Origin of the sequence: Mycobacterium sp. PO1 (genome assembly GCF_017312405.1) — a bacterium.
Lineage (GTDB): Bacteria > Actinomycetota > Actinomycetes > Mycobacteriales > Mycobacteriaceae > Mycobacterium.
This window is the reverse complement of record NZ_BLTG01000009.1, coordinates 137,506-153,898: the sequence shown is the minus strand read 5'-3', so window position 1 is coordinate 153,898 and position 16,393 is coordinate 137,506. Positions and strand designations below refer to the sequence as shown.

Annotated in this window: 15 protein-coding genes; 7 read left to right on the top strand and 8 right to left on the bottom strand. The window is 66.3% G+C overall.

Annotation, left to right across the window (positions count from 1 at the left end; genetic code table 11):
• Positions 1 to 4: 4 nt before the first annotated feature.
• The gene (locus J3476_RS03880; RefSeq protein ID WP_207065215.1) at positions 5 to 1,657 is read right to left on the bottom strand and encodes an acyl-CoA synthetase; all 1,653 of its coding nucleotides are present in this window, start codon (positions 1,655 to 1,657) and stop codon (positions 5 to 7) included.
• A gap of 134 nt (positions 1,658 to 1,791) precedes the next feature.
• Here J3476_RS03880 and J3476_RS03875 point away from each other — a divergent pair, with 134 nt between their 5' ends.
• Complete coding sequence (locus J3476_RS03875) at positions 1,792 to 2,526, top strand: crotonase/enoyl-CoA hydratase family protein (protein ID WP_286182581.1); 735 nt, start codon at positions 1,792 to 1,794, stop codon at positions 2,524 to 2,526.
• A 564-nt stretch (positions 2,527 to 3,090) separates the two neighbouring features.
• On the opposite strand, the gene J3476_RS03870 is transcribed toward J3476_RS03875, so the two are convergent.
• The 3 genes from J3476_RS03870 to J3476_RS03860 form a co-directional block, all read right to left on the bottom strand.
• Positions 3,091 to 4,293: a cytochrome P450 gene (locus J3476_RS03870; protein WP_207065214.1), complete on the bottom strand. Its 1,203-nt coding sequence runs from the start codon at positions 4,291 to 4,293 to the stop codon at positions 3,091 to 3,093.
• A gap of 35 nt (positions 4,294 to 4,328) precedes the next feature.
• Positions 4,329 to 5,087 (bottom strand): acetoacetate decarboxylase family protein, encoded by a 759-nt coding sequence (locus tag J3476_RS03865; protein WP_207065242.1) that lies wholly within the window; start codon positions 5,085 to 5,087, stop codon positions 4,329 to 4,331.
• Positions 5,088 to 5,184: 97 nt separating this feature from the next.
• Positions 5,185 to 6,216 carry an LLM class F420-dependent oxidoreductase gene (locus J3476_RS03860; protein ID WP_207065213.1) on the bottom strand — a complete coding sequence of 344 codons (1,032 nt, stop codon included), beginning with the start codon at positions 6,214 to 6,216 and terminating at the stop codon, positions 5,185 to 5,187.
• Positions 6,217 to 6,286: 70 nt separating this feature from the next.
• Here J3476_RS03860 and J3476_RS03855 point away from each other — a divergent pair, with 70 nt between their 5' ends.
• The 4 genes from J3476_RS03855 to J3476_RS03840 are packed head-to-tail and all read left to right on the top strand — an operon-like array spanning position 6,287 to position 10,435.
• Positions 6,287 to 7,279 carry an OB-fold nucleic acid binding domain-containing protein gene (locus tag J3476_RS03855; RefSeq protein ID WP_207065212.1) on the top strand — a complete coding sequence of 331 codons (993 nt, stop codon included), beginning with the start codon at positions 6,287 to 6,289 and terminating at the stop codon, positions 7,277 to 7,279.
• 10 nt (positions 7,280 to 7,289) lie between these two features.
• Positions 7,290 to 8,348, top strand: coding sequence for a thiolase domain-containing protein (locus tag J3476_RS03850; protein WP_152518831.1), 1,059 nt, complete (start codon positions 7,290 to 7,292; stop codon positions 8,346 to 8,348).
• A 3-nt stretch (positions 8,349 to 8,351) separates the two neighbouring features.
• Positions 8,352 to 9,548, top strand: coding sequence for a thiolase domain-containing protein (locus J3476_RS03845; RefSeq protein WP_207065211.1), 1,197 nt, complete (start codon positions 8,352 to 8,354; stop codon positions 9,546 to 9,548).
• Positions 9,549 to 9,553: 5 nt separating this feature from the next.
• Entirely contained in the window at positions 9,554 to 10,435 is an 882-nt protein-coding gene (locus J3476_RS03840; RefSeq protein WP_207065241.1) for a TIGR03619 family F420-dependent LLM class oxidoreductase, read from the top strand.
• A 167-nt stretch (positions 10,436 to 10,602) separates the two neighbouring features.
• Here the strand turns inward: J3476_RS03840 and J3476_RS03835 are convergent, their stop codons facing one another.
• The 4 genes from J3476_RS03835 to J3476_RS03820 all read right to left on the bottom strand — a co-directional run bounded on the left by J3476_RS03835 (position 10,603) and on the right by J3476_RS03820 (position 14,540).
• On the bottom strand, positions 10,603 to 11,220 hold the full coding sequence (locus tag J3476_RS03835) for a TetR/AcrR family transcriptional regulator (RefSeq protein WP_207065240.1): 618 nt from the start codon (positions 11,218 to 11,220) through the stop codon (positions 10,603 to 10,605).
• On the bottom strand, positions 11,213 to 12,466 hold the full coding sequence (locus J3476_RS03830) for a cytochrome P450 (RefSeq protein WP_207065210.1): 1,254 nt from the start codon (positions 12,464 to 12,466) through the stop codon (positions 11,213 to 11,215). The genes J3476_RS03835 and J3476_RS03830 overlap by 8 nt, the downstream gene beginning before the upstream one ends.
• Positions 12,467 to 12,715: 249 nt before the next feature.
• Entirely contained in the window at positions 12,716 to 13,315 is a 600-nt protein-coding gene (locus J3476_RS03825) for a TetR/AcrR family transcriptional regulator (RefSeq protein ID WP_207065209.1), read from the bottom strand.
• A gap of 4 nt (positions 13,316 to 13,319) precedes the next feature.
• Positions 13,320 to 14,540 carry an MFS transporter gene (locus J3476_RS03820; protein WP_207065239.1) on the bottom strand — a complete coding sequence of 407 codons (1,221 nt, stop codon included), beginning with the start codon at positions 14,538 to 14,540 and terminating at the stop codon, positions 13,320 to 13,322.
• A gap of 236 nt (positions 14,541 to 14,776) precedes the next feature.
• On the opposite strand from J3476_RS03820, the gene J3476_RS03815 reads away from it, so the two are divergent.
• Positions 14,777 to 15,919: a Rieske 2Fe-2S domain-containing protein gene (locus J3476_RS03815; protein ID WP_373889017.1), complete on the top strand. Its 1,143-nt coding sequence runs from the start codon at positions 14,777 to 14,779 to the stop codon at positions 15,917 to 15,919.
• Between the two features lie 2 nt (positions 15,920 to 15,921).
• A complete protein-coding gene (locus J3476_RS03810; protein WP_207065207.1) occupies positions 15,922 to 16,392 on the top strand; it encodes a hypothetical protein in 471 nt (156 codons plus the stop codon).
• Position 16,393 lies beyond the last annotated feature (1 nt).

Below are 16,393 nucleotides of genomic sequence, written 5' to 3'. Positions count from 1 at the left end.
CTGCCTACGAGCTCGTTGCCGCGTGCTTCTCGTGCACTTCGTCAGCCGGCCGCTGCTCGGTGACGTCCTTGGCCCAGCGGTAGTCGGGCTTTCCTGCGGGCGAGCGCTTGACCTCGTCGACCAGCCACAGGCTGCGCGGCACCTTGTAGCCCGCGATCTCCTTGCGCACGAACGCATCCAGATCTCCCAGGCGCGGCTTGGCGCCCTCGCGGGGATGCACAACGGCCGCGACGTGCTGGCCGAAGCGCGGGTCGGGCACACCGACCACCAGCGCATCGAAGACATCGGGGTGGCCCTTGAGGGCGGCCTCGACCTCCTCTGGATAGATCTTCTCGCCGCCGGAGTTGATCGACACCGAACCGCGGCCCAACATCGTCACCGTCCCGTCGGCCTCCACCTCGGCGAAGTCACCCGGGATCGCGTAACGCACACCGTTGAACGTCTTGAACGTCTCGGCGGTCTTCTTCTCGTCCTTGAAGTAACCCACCGGGATGTGGCCGCACTTGGCGATGACACCGCGCTTGCCCGAACCCGGCTGGACCTCGTTGCCGTCCTCGTCGAGCACCTTGGTGTTCTTGTCGATGGTGACCCGCGGCCCGCCGGTGTGTGACTGCCCCTTGGCCACCACGCTCGAACCGCCGAAGCCGGTCTCCGACGATCCGATCGAATCGGTGATGATCCGATCCGGCAGCAGCTCGAGGAACTTCTCCTTCAGGCTGGTCGAGAACAGCGCCGCGGTGCTGGCCAGCAGGAACAGCGAACTCAGGTCGTAGGTGTTGCCCTCGTCCTGATGAGCCAGCAGTGCATCCAGCAGTGGCCGCGCCATCGCGTCACCGGTGAAGAACAACAGGTTGACCTTGTGCTCGTGGATGGTGCGCCACACCTTGTCGGCGTCGAATTCCGGCTCCAGCACGGTGGTCTGGCCCGAGAACAACGCCATCCAGGTAGCCGACTGGGTGGCCCCGTGGATCATCGGCGGGATGGGGTAGCGGACCATCGGCCCGCTCTCCTTGGCCTGGTTGGCCAGCCCGTATTCGTCGGCGATCGGTTCACCGGTTGCGAAGTCGGTGCCGCCGAACAGGACTCGGTAGATGTCCTCATGACGCCACATCACGCCCTTGGGGAACCCGGTGGTGCCGCCGGTGTAGAGCAGATAGATGTCGTCCTCGCTGCGGGGGCCGAAGTCGCGTTCCGGGGAGCCCTGCTCGAGTGCGGAGGAGAACTCGACGCCGCCGTAGCGCTGGAAATCTTCGTCGGTGCCGTCTTCGACCACGAGGATGGTCTTGACGTTCGGCGTCTCGGGCAGCACGTTGGCCACCCGGTCGGCATAGCGACGCTCGTGCACGAGAGCCACCATGTCCGAGTTGTCGAACAGGTACTTCAACTCGCCTTCGACGTAGCGGAAGTTGACGTTGACCAGGATCGCGCCGGCCTTGACGATGCCCAGCATCGCGATGACGATCTCGATGCGGTTGCGGCAGTAGAGCCCGACCTTGTCGTCCTTCTTGACGCCCTGGTCGATGAGGTAGTGCGCCAGACGATTGGCCCTCTCCTCCAACTCGGCGTAAGTCAGCGTCTCGTCACCCGAAATGAGGGCGACGCGGTCAGGCACGGCGTCGATGGCGTGCTCGGCGAGATCGGCGATATTCAGAGCCACAGCTCTAAACTAGAACGTGTTACATTTCGAGACAAGTCTGTGGCAACGACGCTGGAAGGCGGACATCTGTGAGCGACCCCGACAAGCAGGCCGACTGCCTCGTTGAGCAGCGCGGACACACCCTGATCGTCACCATGAACCGCCCCGAGGCGCGCAACGCGCTTTCCGGCGAGATGCTCTCGATCATGGTCGACTCCTGGGACCGCGTCGACGAAGATCCGGAGATCCGCAGCTGCATCCTCACCGGGGCGGGCGGCTACTTCTGCGCGGGCATGGACCTCAAGGCGGCCTCGGCCAAGCCGCCGGGCGACTCGTTCAAGGACGGCAGCTATGACCCGTCGCGCATCGACGGTCTGCTCAAGGGCCGCCGGCTGAAGAAGCCGCTGATCGCCGCTGTCGAAGGCCCGGCCATCGCCGGCGGAACCGAGATCCTGCAGGGCACCGACATCCGCATCGCCGGCGAGAGCGCGAAGTTCGGGATCTCCGAAGCGAAGTGGAGCCTGTACCCGATGGGCGGGTCCGCCGTGCGGCTGGTGCGCCAGATCCCCTACACGATCGCCTGCGATCTGCTGCTGACCGGCCGGCACATCACCGCCGCCGAAGCGCTGTCCTATGGGCTGATCGGTTACGTGGTGCCAGACGGCTCTGCCCTGGACAAGGCCATCGAGATCGCCGAGGTGATCAACAACAACGGTCCGTTGGCCGTGCAGGCGATCCTCAAGACCATCCGCGAGACCGAGGGCATGCACGAGAACGAGGCCTTCAAGCCCGACACCGCCAACGGCATCCCGGTGTTCCTGTCCGAGGACGCCAAGGAGGGCCCGCGGGCGTTCAAGGAGAAGCGGGCGCCGAACTTCCAGATGAAGTAGCCCGGGCCGTTTCGGCGGTCTTGGTTCGGTCGCGCCGGCTTCGACGGTCTGCTTTCCGGCCCGGCTGGTTCGGTCCGGCCGGGTCCGCTCGTTCGGTCCGGGCGGGTCCGCTCGTTCGGTCCGGCCCACGGCAGGTCCGGCCGGGCAGGTCCGGTCCGCCCCGCTCGCCCACCGTGAAGCCTCTGCGAAAATCCACGCGACTTTTCGCACTCACTTCACGCTCGACGAACAGCGAGAGCACGGACACACGTCCGATCGGCTCGGTCCGGCCCACGACAACCAGCCCGCTCGCCCACCGTGAATCCTCTGTGAAAACCCGCGCGAGTTTTCGCACTCACTTCACGCTCGACGAACAGCGAGAGCATGGACGCACGTCCGATCGGCTGGTTCCGGCCCGCGGCAGGTCCGGCCGGGCAGGTCCGGCCCACGACAACCAGCCCGCTCGCCCGCCGTGAATCCTCTGCGAAAACCCGCGCGACTTTTCGCACTCACTTCACGCTCGGCGCGCGGGTGCAAGGAGGCGCCGAACGGCGCTCGACGCAAGAGCGCACCGCCGAAGGGGCGCTACAGCACCCGGGCGGTAGGTGTGAACACGGCCGGCATGGATTCCAGCCCGCTGACGAAGTTCGCCGGTCGCAGTGGTAGCGCGGTGTCGTCGGCCAGCCGGAGATCGGGCAGCCGCGACAGCACCTTGGTCAGCATGATCTTCAACTCGAGACGGGCCAGCTGATTGCCCAGGCAGAAATGCGTGCCGAAACCGAAGGCCAGGTGACTGTTCGGGTTGCGATCGATCCGGAAATTCTCGGGATCGCCGAACACCGACTCGTCGAAGTTCGCCGATTCGAACATCAGCATGATCTTCTCGCCGGCTTTCAGCGACGTGCCGTGGAACTCGGTGTCGGCGGTCAGCGTGCGGCACATGTTCTTCACCGGCGACGTCCAGCGCAGCATCTCCTCGATCGCCCCGGGCAGCAGCTCAGGCTGCGCCACCAGCGCCTCCCACTGATCACGGTGACGCAGCAGCTGCTCGGTGCCGCCGGACAGCGTGTGGCGGGTGGTCTCGTCGCCACCGATCAGGATCAGCAGCGTCTCGAACACGATCTCGTCATCCGACATGCGCTGGCCTTCGACCTCGGCGTTGACCAGCACCGAGAACAGGTCGTCGGTCGGGTTGGCGCGACGGTCGGCGATCACCTCCATCGTGAACGCCGTGTAGGCGGCGAACGTGTCCATCAGCTTCTGGATGGTCAGCTCGTCGACCGTCGAGGACAGTCCGCACACCAGGTCGTCGGACCACTGCAGCAACTTGTCACGCTCTTCGGGAAGCACGCCGAGCATGTCTCCGATGACGGCCATCGGCAGCGGCGCGGCGATGTCGCGGACGAAGTCGCACTCGCCGCGTTCACACACCGCGTCGATCAGCGCGTCGCACAGGTTCTCGATGGCCGGCACCTTGTCCATGACGCGCTTGCGGGTGAACCCGGAGTTGACGAGCTTGCGGCGCAGGATGTGCGCCGGATCGTCCATGTCGATCATGTACGGCATCCCCGGCTGGTCCGGCCGAATGCCGCCGGTGGACGAGAACAGCTCCGGGTTGCGCTCGGCGTCGAGCAGCGCCTGATAGGTCGTCGCCGCGGCCAGTCCGTTGCGGTCGCGGAACACCGGCTGGTTGGCCCGCATCCACTTGTAGGCCTCCCGTGCGTTGCGGTCGGCGTAGAAGTTGCCGTCGGCCAGATCGACGTCGAGGCCGGACAGTGTCGAGGTCATGACTTTCCTTTTCGTGGCTGCTTCGAGGTGCCGGGCTAGAAGACGCGAGAGTCGCCGAACGTCATGTCCACGTTGGCCGCCGAGCTGGACATCAACGCTCGCTTGGGCAGACCGAGCGACGCGAGTTCGGCGGCGTAGGGATGGTCACCCAACCGCACCGTGACCCCGCCGGGCCGGTACCGCACCCCGGTCATCACCATCTCCCCCGGCGTCTCCCTGGTGACGCCGTCCAGATAGGAGTACGTCGAGTGCACCTGTTTGCGTCCGGTCAACGCCGCGGGCACCGGGAAGCCGGGCCGGAAGTCCATCCCTACGGCGAACTGCCCGTCGATCGTGACGTCGAAGCCGAACGACCGGCCCTGCCGGACTCCTGCTGAACCATCCGCTCCGCGGACCCCAGCCGAATCATCCGCTCCGCGAACCCCAGCCGAATCATCCGCTCCGCGAATGGTGAACTCCGACATCACCTTCGGGTAGCCCCAGATCGTGCGTCCGGCTTCCAGAGTGAAGGACTGATCGACCGGCAGATGGTGCACGAACGCGCCCGCCGACTGCAGCGCCGAGAACCCGCTTGCACTCGAGCCGGGCGGGTTGACCATGACGTTGGTGCCGTACTCGTAGTACGCACCCAGGTCGGTGTCCTCGTAGCGCATGAGCATCAGCACCACCATCGCCCGGTTGCGGGCGAACCGGCACACCTGCAGGCCGCTGTAGTCGATCATGGCCTGCGCGGCGTCGGCGTCCACGACGAACATCGCGGTGTGCTGGTGGGCGGTGCGCACCCGCACCGGCATGGTGAGCACCGTTCCGGCGATCGTGTGTGTGGACGCGTTCGTGGCTTCGGTCACACCGTCAATCTAGAACGTGTTCTAGACACACTGCAAGAAGTGTCTAGACCAGCGCGGCGAGATCCCGGATCTGTTCGGCCGAACGCGCGCCCACCACCATCATGGTCACCCCGGAGGCCTCCCACGCCTTGATCTGCTCCTGCACATACGCCAGGTCGCCCACAATGGCCGAATCGTCGACGAGTTCGTCGGGAATCACCTTGGCTGCCTCGTCCTTGCGGTCACTCCTGAAGAGGCGGGTGACTTCGTCGACGACATCGGCATAACCCATCCGCCGGTAGACGTCGGCGTGGAAGTTGGTGCCCTCGGCGCCCATCCCGCCCACGTAGAGCGCCAGGTGCGGCTTCATCAGGTCCATGATCGCCGGCCGGTCGTCGGTGACGACCACCTGCGCGGTCGCGCAGATCTCGAACGTCTCGCGGGTGTGCCGCGCACCCGGGCGGGCGAAACCTTCGTCGAGCCACTCGTTGTACATGGTCGCGATGCGCGGGGAGTAGAAGATCGGCAACCAGCCGTCGGCGATCTCGGCGGCCAGTGCGACGTTCTTCGGTCCCTCGGCCCCGAGCATGATCGGGATGTCGGGACGTAGCGGGTGGGTGATCGGCTTGAGGTTCTTGCCCAGCCCGGTGGTCCCCTCCCCGGTCAGCGGCAACGGGTAGTGCGGTCCGTCGCTGTGTACCGGCGCTTCCCGGGCCCACACCTGCCGGATGATGTCGATGTACTCGCGGGTCCGTGCCAGCGGCTTGGGGAACTTCTGGCCGTACCAGCCTTCGACAACCTGCGGACCGGACACCCCGAGGCCGAGGATGTGGCGGCCGCCGGAGAGGTGGTCGAGGGTCAGCGCCGCCATCGCGCACGCGGTCGGGGTGCGCGCCGACAGCTGGATCACCGACGTGCCCAGCCGCATCCGCGTCGTCTCGCGGCCCCACCACGCCAGCGGTGTGTAGGCGTCCGAGCCCCAGGCCTCGGCGGTGAACACGGTGTCGAAGCCGACCTCTTCGGCGACGGACACCAGTTCGGCATGGTTGGTCGGAGGTTGCGCACCCCAATATCCGAGTTGCAGACCCAGTTTCATCCGATCCGCCTTTCCGGGAAGCCACAGCCGTCCCTTGAAACCATTCTTAGAACCTGTTCTACTCGATGCTGTGACCACCAGCCAAAGCAGCCCGGTGCAGATCGATCCGCATGAACCGCCACTTTCCGCTCCTCTGAAGCTGGCATTCGACTACACCCGTTCAGTCGGACCACTCCTCGGTCAGTTCTTCACCGCGCTACGCGAGCGGCGCATCGTCGGGGTGCGCGGTTCGGACGGACGCGTGTTGGTTCCGCCCGCTGAGTATGACCCCGTCACCTACGAGGCGTTGACCGAGGTCGTGCCCGTGGCCAGCGTGGGCACCGTCGTGTCGTGGACGTGGCAGTCCCACCCGTTGGAGGGGCAACCGCTGGATCGGCCGTTTGCGTGGGCGCTGATCCGCCTCGACGGCGCCGACACCCCGATGCTGCACGCCGTCGAGGCCGAGGGACCCGACGCGATCAGCACCGGAGCCCGGGTGCATGTCCACTGGGTCGACGAGCCGGCCGGCGCGATCACCGACATCGCCTACTTCTCGCTCGGCGACACCGCCGAAGACGTGCCGGAGCCGCCGGAGGGGCTGGACCCGGTGACGATGCTCGTTGTGCCCAGTTGGATCGAGATCCAGCACACCGCATCCCAGCCTGAGAGCGCGTTCCTGCGAGCGCTGGAACAGGGCAAGCTGCTGGGGGCCCGCACCGGCGCGGACGGCAAGGTGTACTTCCCGCCCAAAGAGGCCAACCCGGCTACCGGCCAGCCGCTCGACCAGTACATCGAACTGGCCGACACCGGCACGGTCACGACGTTCGCGATCATCAACATCCCGTTCGCCGGGCAGCGGATCAAGCCGCCCTACGTGGCGGCCTACGTGCTGCTCGACGGCGCCGACATCCCGGTGCTGCACCTCGTCGCCGACATCGAGGCCGACCAGGTGCGGATGGGGATGCGGGTGCAGGCGGTCTGGAAGCCCCGCGAGGAATGGGGCCTGGGCATCGACAACATCGAGTACTTCCGGCCGACGGGCGAACCCGACGCCGACTACGACACCTACAAGCATCACCTGTAAAGGGACTTTCGTGAGCAGAGAAGTTGCCGTCGTCGGGTTCTCGCACGCACCGCACGTGCGTCGCACCGACGGGACCACCAACGGTGTCGAAATGTTGATGCCGTGCTTCGCCGAGATCTACGACGACCTCGGCATCACCAAGGCCGACATCGGATTCTGGTGTTCCGGATCGTCGGACTACCTTGCCGGACGGGCGTTTTCGTTCATCTCAGCGATCGACTCCATCGGCGCGGTGCCGCCGATCAACGAGTCGCATGTCGAGATGGACGCGGCCTGGGCGCTCTACGAGGCCTACATCAAGATCCTCACCGGGGAGGTCGACACCGCGCTGGTCTACGGCTTCGGCAAGTCTTCGGCCGGGACGTTGCGGCGGGTGCTGGCGCTGCAGACCGACCCGTACACCGTCGCGCCGCTGTGGCCCGACTCGGTGAGCATGGCCGGGCTGCAGGCGCGCATGGGCCTCGACGCCGGCACATGGACCGAAGAGCAGATGGCCCAGGTCGCCCTGGACGCCCAGGCCGCCGGCCCGCGGGTGGACCGACTCGAATCGGGCGGAACCGTCGAGGAGTTGCTCGCCCAGCCGTTCTTCGCCGATCCGCTGCGTCGCCACGACATCGCACCGATCACCGACGGCGCGTCGGCGATCGTGCTCGCCGCCGACGACCGGGCCCGTGAGTTGCGCGAGCGCCCGGCGTGGATCTCGGGCATCGAGCACCGCATCGAAACGCCGGTACTCGGCGCCCGGGAGCTGACCACGTCGCCGTCGACGGCCGCATCGGCGGCGGCGGCCACCAACGGTGACGCCTCCTCCATCGAGCTCGCCGAGATCTACGCTCCGTTCAGCCATCAGCAGCTCATCCTGACCGAGGCGATCGGACTGTCCGACAGCACGAAGATCAACCCGTCCGGTGGCGCGCTCGCCGCCAACCCGATGTTCTCGGCGGGCCTCGAGCGCATCGGTTTCGCCGCCCGCCACGTCTTCGCCGGCGAGGCATCCCGGGTACTCGCCCACGCAACGAGTGGGCCTGCGCTGCAGCAGAATCTGGTCGCGGTTTTGGAAGGGCGTTGAGACATGGCTGACGGAGCAAAGAAGAATCTCGCCGCCGTCCTGGGCACCGGGCAGACGAAGTACGTCGCCAAACGCAAGGACGTGTCGATGAACGGCCTGGTGCGCGAGGCCATCGACAAGGCTCTGGCCGACTCCGATTGCACGATGGACGACATCGATGCCGTCGTGGTGGGCAAGGCGCCGGACTTCTTCGAGGGCGTCATGATGCCGGAGCTGTTCATGGCCGACGCCACCGGCGCGACGAACAAACCGCTGATCCGCGTGCACACCGCGGGCTCGGTGGGCGGCTCGACCGCCATCGTGGCCGCAAGCCTGGTGCAGTCGGGTAAGTACCGGCGCGTGCTGACCATGGCCTGGGAGAAGCAGTCGGAGTCCAACGCCATGTGGGCGCTGAGCATCCCGGTGCCGTTCACCAAGCCGGTGGGCGCCGGCGCCGGCGGTTACTTCGCCCCGCACATCCGCGCCTACATCCGCCGCTCCGGAGCGCCGACGCATATCGGCGCCATGGTCGCGGTCAAGGATCGCCTCAACGGCGCGAAAAACCCACTGGCACATCTTCATCAGCCCGACATCACGCTGGAGAAGGTGCTCGAGTCGCCGATGCTGTGGGATCCGATCCGATACGACGAGACCTGCCCGTCCTCCGACGGCGCGGCCGCGTTGGTGATCGGTGACGAAGCCACCGCCGACGCGCGCGTCGCCGAGGGTCACCCGGTGGCATGGATCCACGCGACCGCGCTGCGCACCGAACCTCTCGCGTACGCGGGGCGCGACCAGGTGAACCCGCAGGCCAGCCGCGACGCTGCCGCGGCGCTGTGGAAGGCGGCCGGCATCACCAGCCCCATCGACGAGATCGATGTCGGCGAGGTGTACGTGCCGTTCTCCTGGTACGAGCCGATGTGGCTGGAGAGCCTGGGCTTCGCCGCCGAGGGCGAGGGCTGGAAGCTCACCGAAGCCGGCGAGACCGCCATCGGCGGGCGCATCCCGTTCAACCCGTCCGGCGGGGTGCTGTCGTCCAATCCGATCGGCGCGTCGGGCATGATCCGCTTCGCCGAGTCGGCCATCCAGGTGATGAACAAGGCCGGCGATCACCAGGTTCCCGGCGCCAAGAAGGCGCTCGGACACGCCTACGGCGGTGGCGCCCAGTACTACTCGATGTGGGTTGTCGGCAGCGAGAAACCGGCCTCCTCCGCCTCATGAGCCGGATGCAGTACACCTGCAGCGTCGCCATGGGCCCGGTCGACCAGCTCGTCGAGATCGCGCGCACCGCCGAGGAAGTCGGCTTCGATTCGATCGCGCTTCCCGACTCGCTGTTCTACATGGAAAAGCAGGCGGCCGATTACCCGTACACACCCGACGGGTCGCGGATGTGGAACGAGGACACCCCCTGGGTCGACCCGCTGATCGCCGCGGGTGCCATGGGCGCGGTGACCTCCACGCTGCGCTTCTACACCAACGTGATGAAGCTCGGCTCGCGCAACCCGTTGCTGCTGGCACGTCAGGTCGGCTCGGTGGCCAACCTGACGAACAACCGGTTCGGCTTCGGCGTCGGAATCGGTTGGGCACCTGAGGAGTTCGAATGGTGCGGGGTGCCCTACGCCAAGCGCGGCAAACGGGTCGACGAGATGATCGAGGTCATCAAGTTGGTGCTGGCCGGCGGCATGGTCGAGTTCCACGGTCAGTTCTACGACTTCGACCGCCTGCAGATGAGTCCGGCACCCAGCAAGCCGGTGCCGTTCTACGTCGGCGGACACACCGAGGTGGCGCTCAAGCGGGCCGCCCGGGTGGGTGACGGCTGGACCAGCGCGATGATGACGGGTGACCAGCTGGCCGAGACCATCGGCAAGCTCAACGCATTACGTGCCGAATACGGCCGCGCTGACGAACCATTCGAGTTCCAGGCGGTGTGTATCGACAAATTCGGCGTGGACGGTCATCGTGAGCTCGCCGAGGCCGGGGTCACCGACAACATCGTGATCCCCTGGGTGTTCGACGGATTGGGCTTCGACGCGCCGATCGAGAAGAAGAAGGACTCGCTGAAGCGCTTCGCCGACACCTACATCCACTCAGGCTGGCAGGACAAGTAGAGCTCGTCTGACAATGGTTTCGGGTGTTGTGCCCGAGCTTGACGGATGTCGAGCTTCCCGTTGCCATCCGATGGGCTGTAGGCGTCGGTCGAGGACATGTCGCCCGGTGCCAGCTCGACAGCATTCTCACCCCGGCGATTCTCATCCGGTCGTCCGGCGAGAGGACCTCATCGCGACAGCGACGTCAGCCGTGGATAGAGGATCGCGGGTCCGAGCCATCGTCTAACGAAGCGGCGTAGTGCGATGCCGTCGCGCTGTGACTGTCCGGGATCAGTGAGAAGGGACTGAGCTGTACGTAGGGTCATCTCGGCAAGTTCATCCAGCGCAGCGTCGTCAAACCCGTGAAGTGTCCAATCGACGTCAAGACGGCGGAATACCGACAAGCAGAACGCCATCGCGGTGTCAGAGGTGAGCGAGACGGCGGCTTCGCCCCCCGGTTGTCGCGCCAGGAGAGCTTCCAGCTGTGGGTCGCCGGCGAGATTTTCGACGCCGAACGACACGCTCTCGACAATCGCAGCGACCGGGTCGTTGAGGCCGTGGGCGCGTTCGATCACTTGGTCGATGAACCCGTTGACCGCACGCATCGCGCTGGCGATGAGTAGTGCGTCAGCATTCGGAAAGTAGCGGTACACCGTCTGACGGGTGACACCGAGCCTGCGGGCGACGTCGGCAAGGCGTATGGCCGACCCGTGCTGGGCGACCTCGTCGTCCACCGCATTCAGAATTCGCGAGATGGCCTCCTCATCCGATGACGGGGTGGCGCCCGCCCACCCACGACTACGCATCAGCACCTACCAGCTGTTCGCTGGTGAATTCGATCGGAAGTGTCGTTGGACCGGTCATGCCCAGCAGGGACTTCCACGGTGCGGGACCGATGCGATGGGCGACGGAAAGGCGCCGAGTCAGGACGACGAGCGCTTCGGCCAATTCACGGCGCGCGAGGTTCGCCCCGAGGCAGTAGTGCGCGCCTCCGCCGAAGGTCATGATTGCCGGAACGTCCTTGCGCGAAATGTCGAAGCGATCCGCATCGGCATAGATCGCCGGATCGCGGTTGGCGGCGAAGGTGTTCGCAAGGACAAAGGTCCCCGCCGGGAACAGGTAGCCGCCGAACTCGACATCCTCGACCGCGGCGCGTGGCGCGATACACACTGCTGGTGAATGTCGCATGGTCTCTTCGACAGCGTGCATGGCAAGTTCCGGGTGCTCGCGCAGCTTCTGCCACTGATCTGGATGCTCGCAGAGAACCTGCACTGATGCCGCCAGTTGGTTTCGGGTCGTATCAGTCCCGGCCATCAAGAAGCCGGCCACCAACATCCGGAGTTCGTCGAGATCAAGACGGTCACCTTCGCTTTCCGCGCGGATGAGCTCGGAGAGCAGATCGTCGGTCAGATTGGTTCGGCGGGCCGCGACCATGTCATCGACATACGCATCGAGTTCGCGCCACGCGCCCATGATTGCCGCTTCGTCGAAGGTGACATCCGGCTGAAAGTTCAGCGCCTTGAATATCTCTTCTGTCCAGTCGGCGAACAGTTGCCAGTCCTCGGGAGGCGCACCGAGGAGCGCGCACATCACCGGCGTGGGGTAGGGGCGAGCGATATCGGTGACGACGTCGCACCGTCCTGCGTCTTCCACCCGATCGATCAGCGTATTCACCACGGCGCGGATCGTCTCATCCAGACGTGATGTTGCACGTGGCGTGAACGCCTTGGAGACCAGTTTGCGCAACCGGACGTGCGGTGGCCCATCGAGTCCCAAGAGGCTGTTGGCCATCTTGTCGTACAGCGGTCCCGACGTGACGCCTTGCGCCGCAAGCGTGATACCTGGCGGCAATTTGAACCTGTGGTCTCGCAGTATCTCGCGAACCAGGTGGTAAGACAGGATTTCCGGACCAAGGGGACCAATGGCGACAGGCGCCAGCGATTGCGCCTGCCGGGCAGCATCGACCACGTCGTGTGGCGTGGCAGCCAGGCTGTAGTCGAGGGTGGGCAGGCCAGCTTCAAAGACGTTGGGTGCGGTGCTGTGCGCGGCCATCCTGGCCTCACTTCCACTGAGCTTATAAGACAGTTACGCAAGAAACGTATGACCACACGGACGCTGCGGTCAATATCCAGTGGGTAATCGCCCGAAATATCGCGGCTCCAGGACCAGCCATCATACGTTTTGTCTCGACACGTACTACCAAGAGGAGTTCCTGCGACAGCGACCGTTCCCTTCGCGAACGGCGCCCCCGCTTGGAACTCAACGCCGACGCCGGGCACCACCAAGGGCGGCTCGCAGGGCCTACGGGCCGCTAACCTTCCGAGTGGCTCGGCATCCACACCACACGGTGTTCACCAGGGCAGCCACTCCGGCGTCGTCCAGCGGCGCCATCCCCAGCATCAGCCGGTAGTACGGCGGCGACACCAGGGCGTCGACCGCGACCTCGACGTCGGTACGGGCGGGCAGTTCCCCGGCCGCCACGGCGTCGCGCAGCGTCACGGCGACCGCCGCGCGACGCGGGGTGATCCACTGATCCATCAGGGCGCGCTCGATCGCCGGGTCGGATACCGAGGCGGCGATGACGTTACGCAGCAGCGGCCCCACCGCGGGATCGGCGACAAGGCCGAACAGCGCGCCGACGTGATGCTCCAACGCCTGCACCGTCGTGCTGCCGGGCGGACGCACGATCGTGTCCCGCACCGAGTCCAGCAGCCCTTCCAGCACGATCGCCGAAGCGGACGGCCACCACTTGTAGATGGTTGTGCGACTCACCTCGGCGCGTTTGGCGATGGCGTCCACCGTCGCCGCTCCCGGACCCCCGTCGAGCGCGAGGTCGGCCGCCGCGCGCACCACTTTCTCGCGGACGGCGGAGCTGCGGGGGCGACCGCGCCGGCTGACCATGCCGTCAGCTTATTGCCGCGGTTCTCCTGTTCCCGCAGACCACCGCGGTCAGGCAGCCGACCGCCGCGCACCCGCCCACCACGAACATCGTCGGATAGGACAACCCATGGGTTCCCGACAGGAACGCCAGGGCCGCCGGCACACCGAAGCCCAGATAGCAGAGGCTGTAGAACACGGCCGTCAGTCCCGCCAGATCGTCGGGACCCGCCATGTGCTGGACCTGCTGCAACCCGGCCAGAAGCGCGAGGCCGTAACCGGCGCCCAGCACGGCCGCCGCCGGCAGGGCCGCCCACACCGTCAGCACGGTGGCCGCCCAGGCGGCCATCGCCATCCCTGCGACCAGCAACACCAAGGCCGCCACCACACCGCCGATACCGTCGCCGACGACCCGCCGGCCCGCGTGCTGCACTCCGAAACCGACCCCGAGCGCGACCAGACACATCAGCGCCGAGAACGCGATGGGCGCCTGCGTGACGTGCTCGGACATCAGCGCAGGCAGCACGGCGTAGGCCGTCGCCCCGGCGCCGAACACCCAGGGTGCGATGGGTACGACGACGGTCAGGAACCGGCGCCTGACAGCGGCCGGCACCGCGAGATCGGTCCACCAGGCGCGCCCGGATCGGGCGGGGGTTCGGGTCTCCGGTGCGGTACCGAGCAGGACCGCGGCCGCGAGCGCCATCGCGATGTTGATCACGTAGGGCATCACCGCCGGCGCCGGCCCCCACTCCGCCAGGACACCCGCCGCCGCCGCACCGAGCCCGAACCCGGCCGTCAGGCTCATCGCGGCCCGGCGCGCACCCGATCCGCCGTCCCCGAAAGGCGGGCTCGACAGCTCCTTGAGCCAGCTGCCACCGACCGCCATCGCCAGGCCCAGCGCGAGACCGCTGAACACCCTGCCCACAGCCAGGACCAGGGCCGAGTGCGCGCCGAGCGCCAGGATCAGCGAGCCGACAGCCGCCAGCACCGGCGCCGGCATCATCAGCGGTCTGCGGCCCAGGCGATCCGACAGCGCACCACCGACGAGCAGCGCAGGGATGATGCCCAGCACGTAGGCGAACAGCAGCAGGTCGACGGTCAGCGGAGAGAAGCCTGTGGTGTCGCGGTACATGACCAGCAGCGGGGTGAACTCGTTTCCGCCCCAGGCGATGGCGAAGGTGGCGGCGGCGACCGCCTGCCAGGGCCGGGGCCGTCGGTCGCCCTCGGCACCGACGGCAGTCGGCGACAGGACCGCTGCATTAGTGAACACAGTGTCCACTATATCGACCTGATCGGCGCGGGACACACGGGTATCGACCACGGGCCAGTGGGTACTCGGAGCCGAGAGGGTCTTTGGTCACTTTTTGCGCAGGTGAACGCCTATCGGATTGCGTCCACGCAGCGAAAAACTGTAACGTGTTCTAGTTAGAAGCCAACAACGGGAGGCCCGACGTGAGCACCGAGTCAACTGCGGGAGCCGCGACAATTCGCGAGATCGACACCGGCACGCTGCCCGATCGGTTCGCGCGGGGCTGGCACTGCCTGGGGCCGGTCAAGGACTTTCAGGACGGCAAGCCGCACGGCATCGAGATCTTCGGCACCATGCTGGTGGTCTTCGCCGATTCGCAGGGCGAGCTGAAGATCCTGGACGGTTACTGCCGGCACATGGGCGGCAATCTGGCACAGGGAACCATCAAGGGCGACGAGGTCGCCTGCCCGTTCCACGACTGGCGTTGGGGCGGCGACGGCAAGTGCAAGCTGGTGCCGTACGCCAAGCGCACGCCGCGCCTGGCCCGTACCCGCGCCTGGCACACCGATGTGCGGGGCGGTCTGTTGTTCGTCTGGCACGACCACGAAGGCAACCCACCGCACGAAGAGGTCCGCATTCCGGACATCCCGGAGTGGGCCAGCGGTGAGTGGACCGACTGGAAGTGGAACACGATGCTGATCGAAGGCAGCAACTGCCGCGAGATCATCGACAACGTCACCGACATGGCGCACTTCTTCTACATCCACTTCGGGCTGCCGACGTACTTCAAGAACGTCTTCGAGGGGCACATCGCCAGTCAGTACCTGCACAACGTGGGCCGTCCCGACGTCAACGACATGGGCACCGCGTACGGGGACGCATCGCTGGACTCCGAGGCCAGCTACTTCGGCCCGTCGTTCATGATCAACTGGCTGCACAACACATACGGCGACTTCAAGGCCGAGTCGATCCTGATCAACTGCCACTACCCGGTCACCCAGGATTCGTTCGTGCTGCAGTGGGGTGTCATCGTCGAGAAGCCCAAGGGACTCGACGACAAGACCACCGAGAAGCTGGCGACCGCCTTCACCGACGGCGTCAGCAAGGGCTTCCTGCAGGACGTGGAGATCTGGAAGCACAAGACCCGCATCGACAATCCGCTGTTGGTCGAAGAGGACGGCGCGGTCTATCAGATGCGACGCTGGTACCAGCAGTTCTACGTCGATGCCGCCGACGTCACCCCCGAGATGACCGACCGCTTCGAAATTGAGGTCGACACCACCATCGCCAACGAGAAGTGGCAGGTGGAGGTCGAGGAGAACCTGAAGGCCCGCAACGACGCTGCCGCAGAAGCCGAGCAACCCACCGAGGTCTCCTGATCATGGCTGCCGAGCAGCAACCGCCCGACGTCGACCGGCTGGCCCGGTCCATGCTGTTGCTGCACGGCGGCCACGACGACGACCACGAGCACGGCCATGGTGGACACGACGGTGACAGTGGTGGGTCGTGGCGCAAAGCTCCGGATTTCGCCTCCGACCCGGTGCGGGCGTCGGCGGTGGCCGAAAGCACCACACGGGACCGCGAGCGCTACCTCAACTCCGGTCTCGCGGAGGTCGATTGCCGGCACTGCCACGTCTCGGTTCGGGTGAAGAAGCTCGGACCGGCGCACACGTCAGTGCAGTGGAGTTCCGCGGCCACGCAGCGCTGCGCCTATTTCACCGAGATCCGCGACTCCGGCGGCGACCCCGCCCGCGAGCGCGCATGCCCCCGGTTATCGGACAGCATCCGGCATGCGGTGTCGGAGGGCTGCCTCGAGGAGTATTCCAGCGCCCCCTCCCCCGGCGACGGCTGAA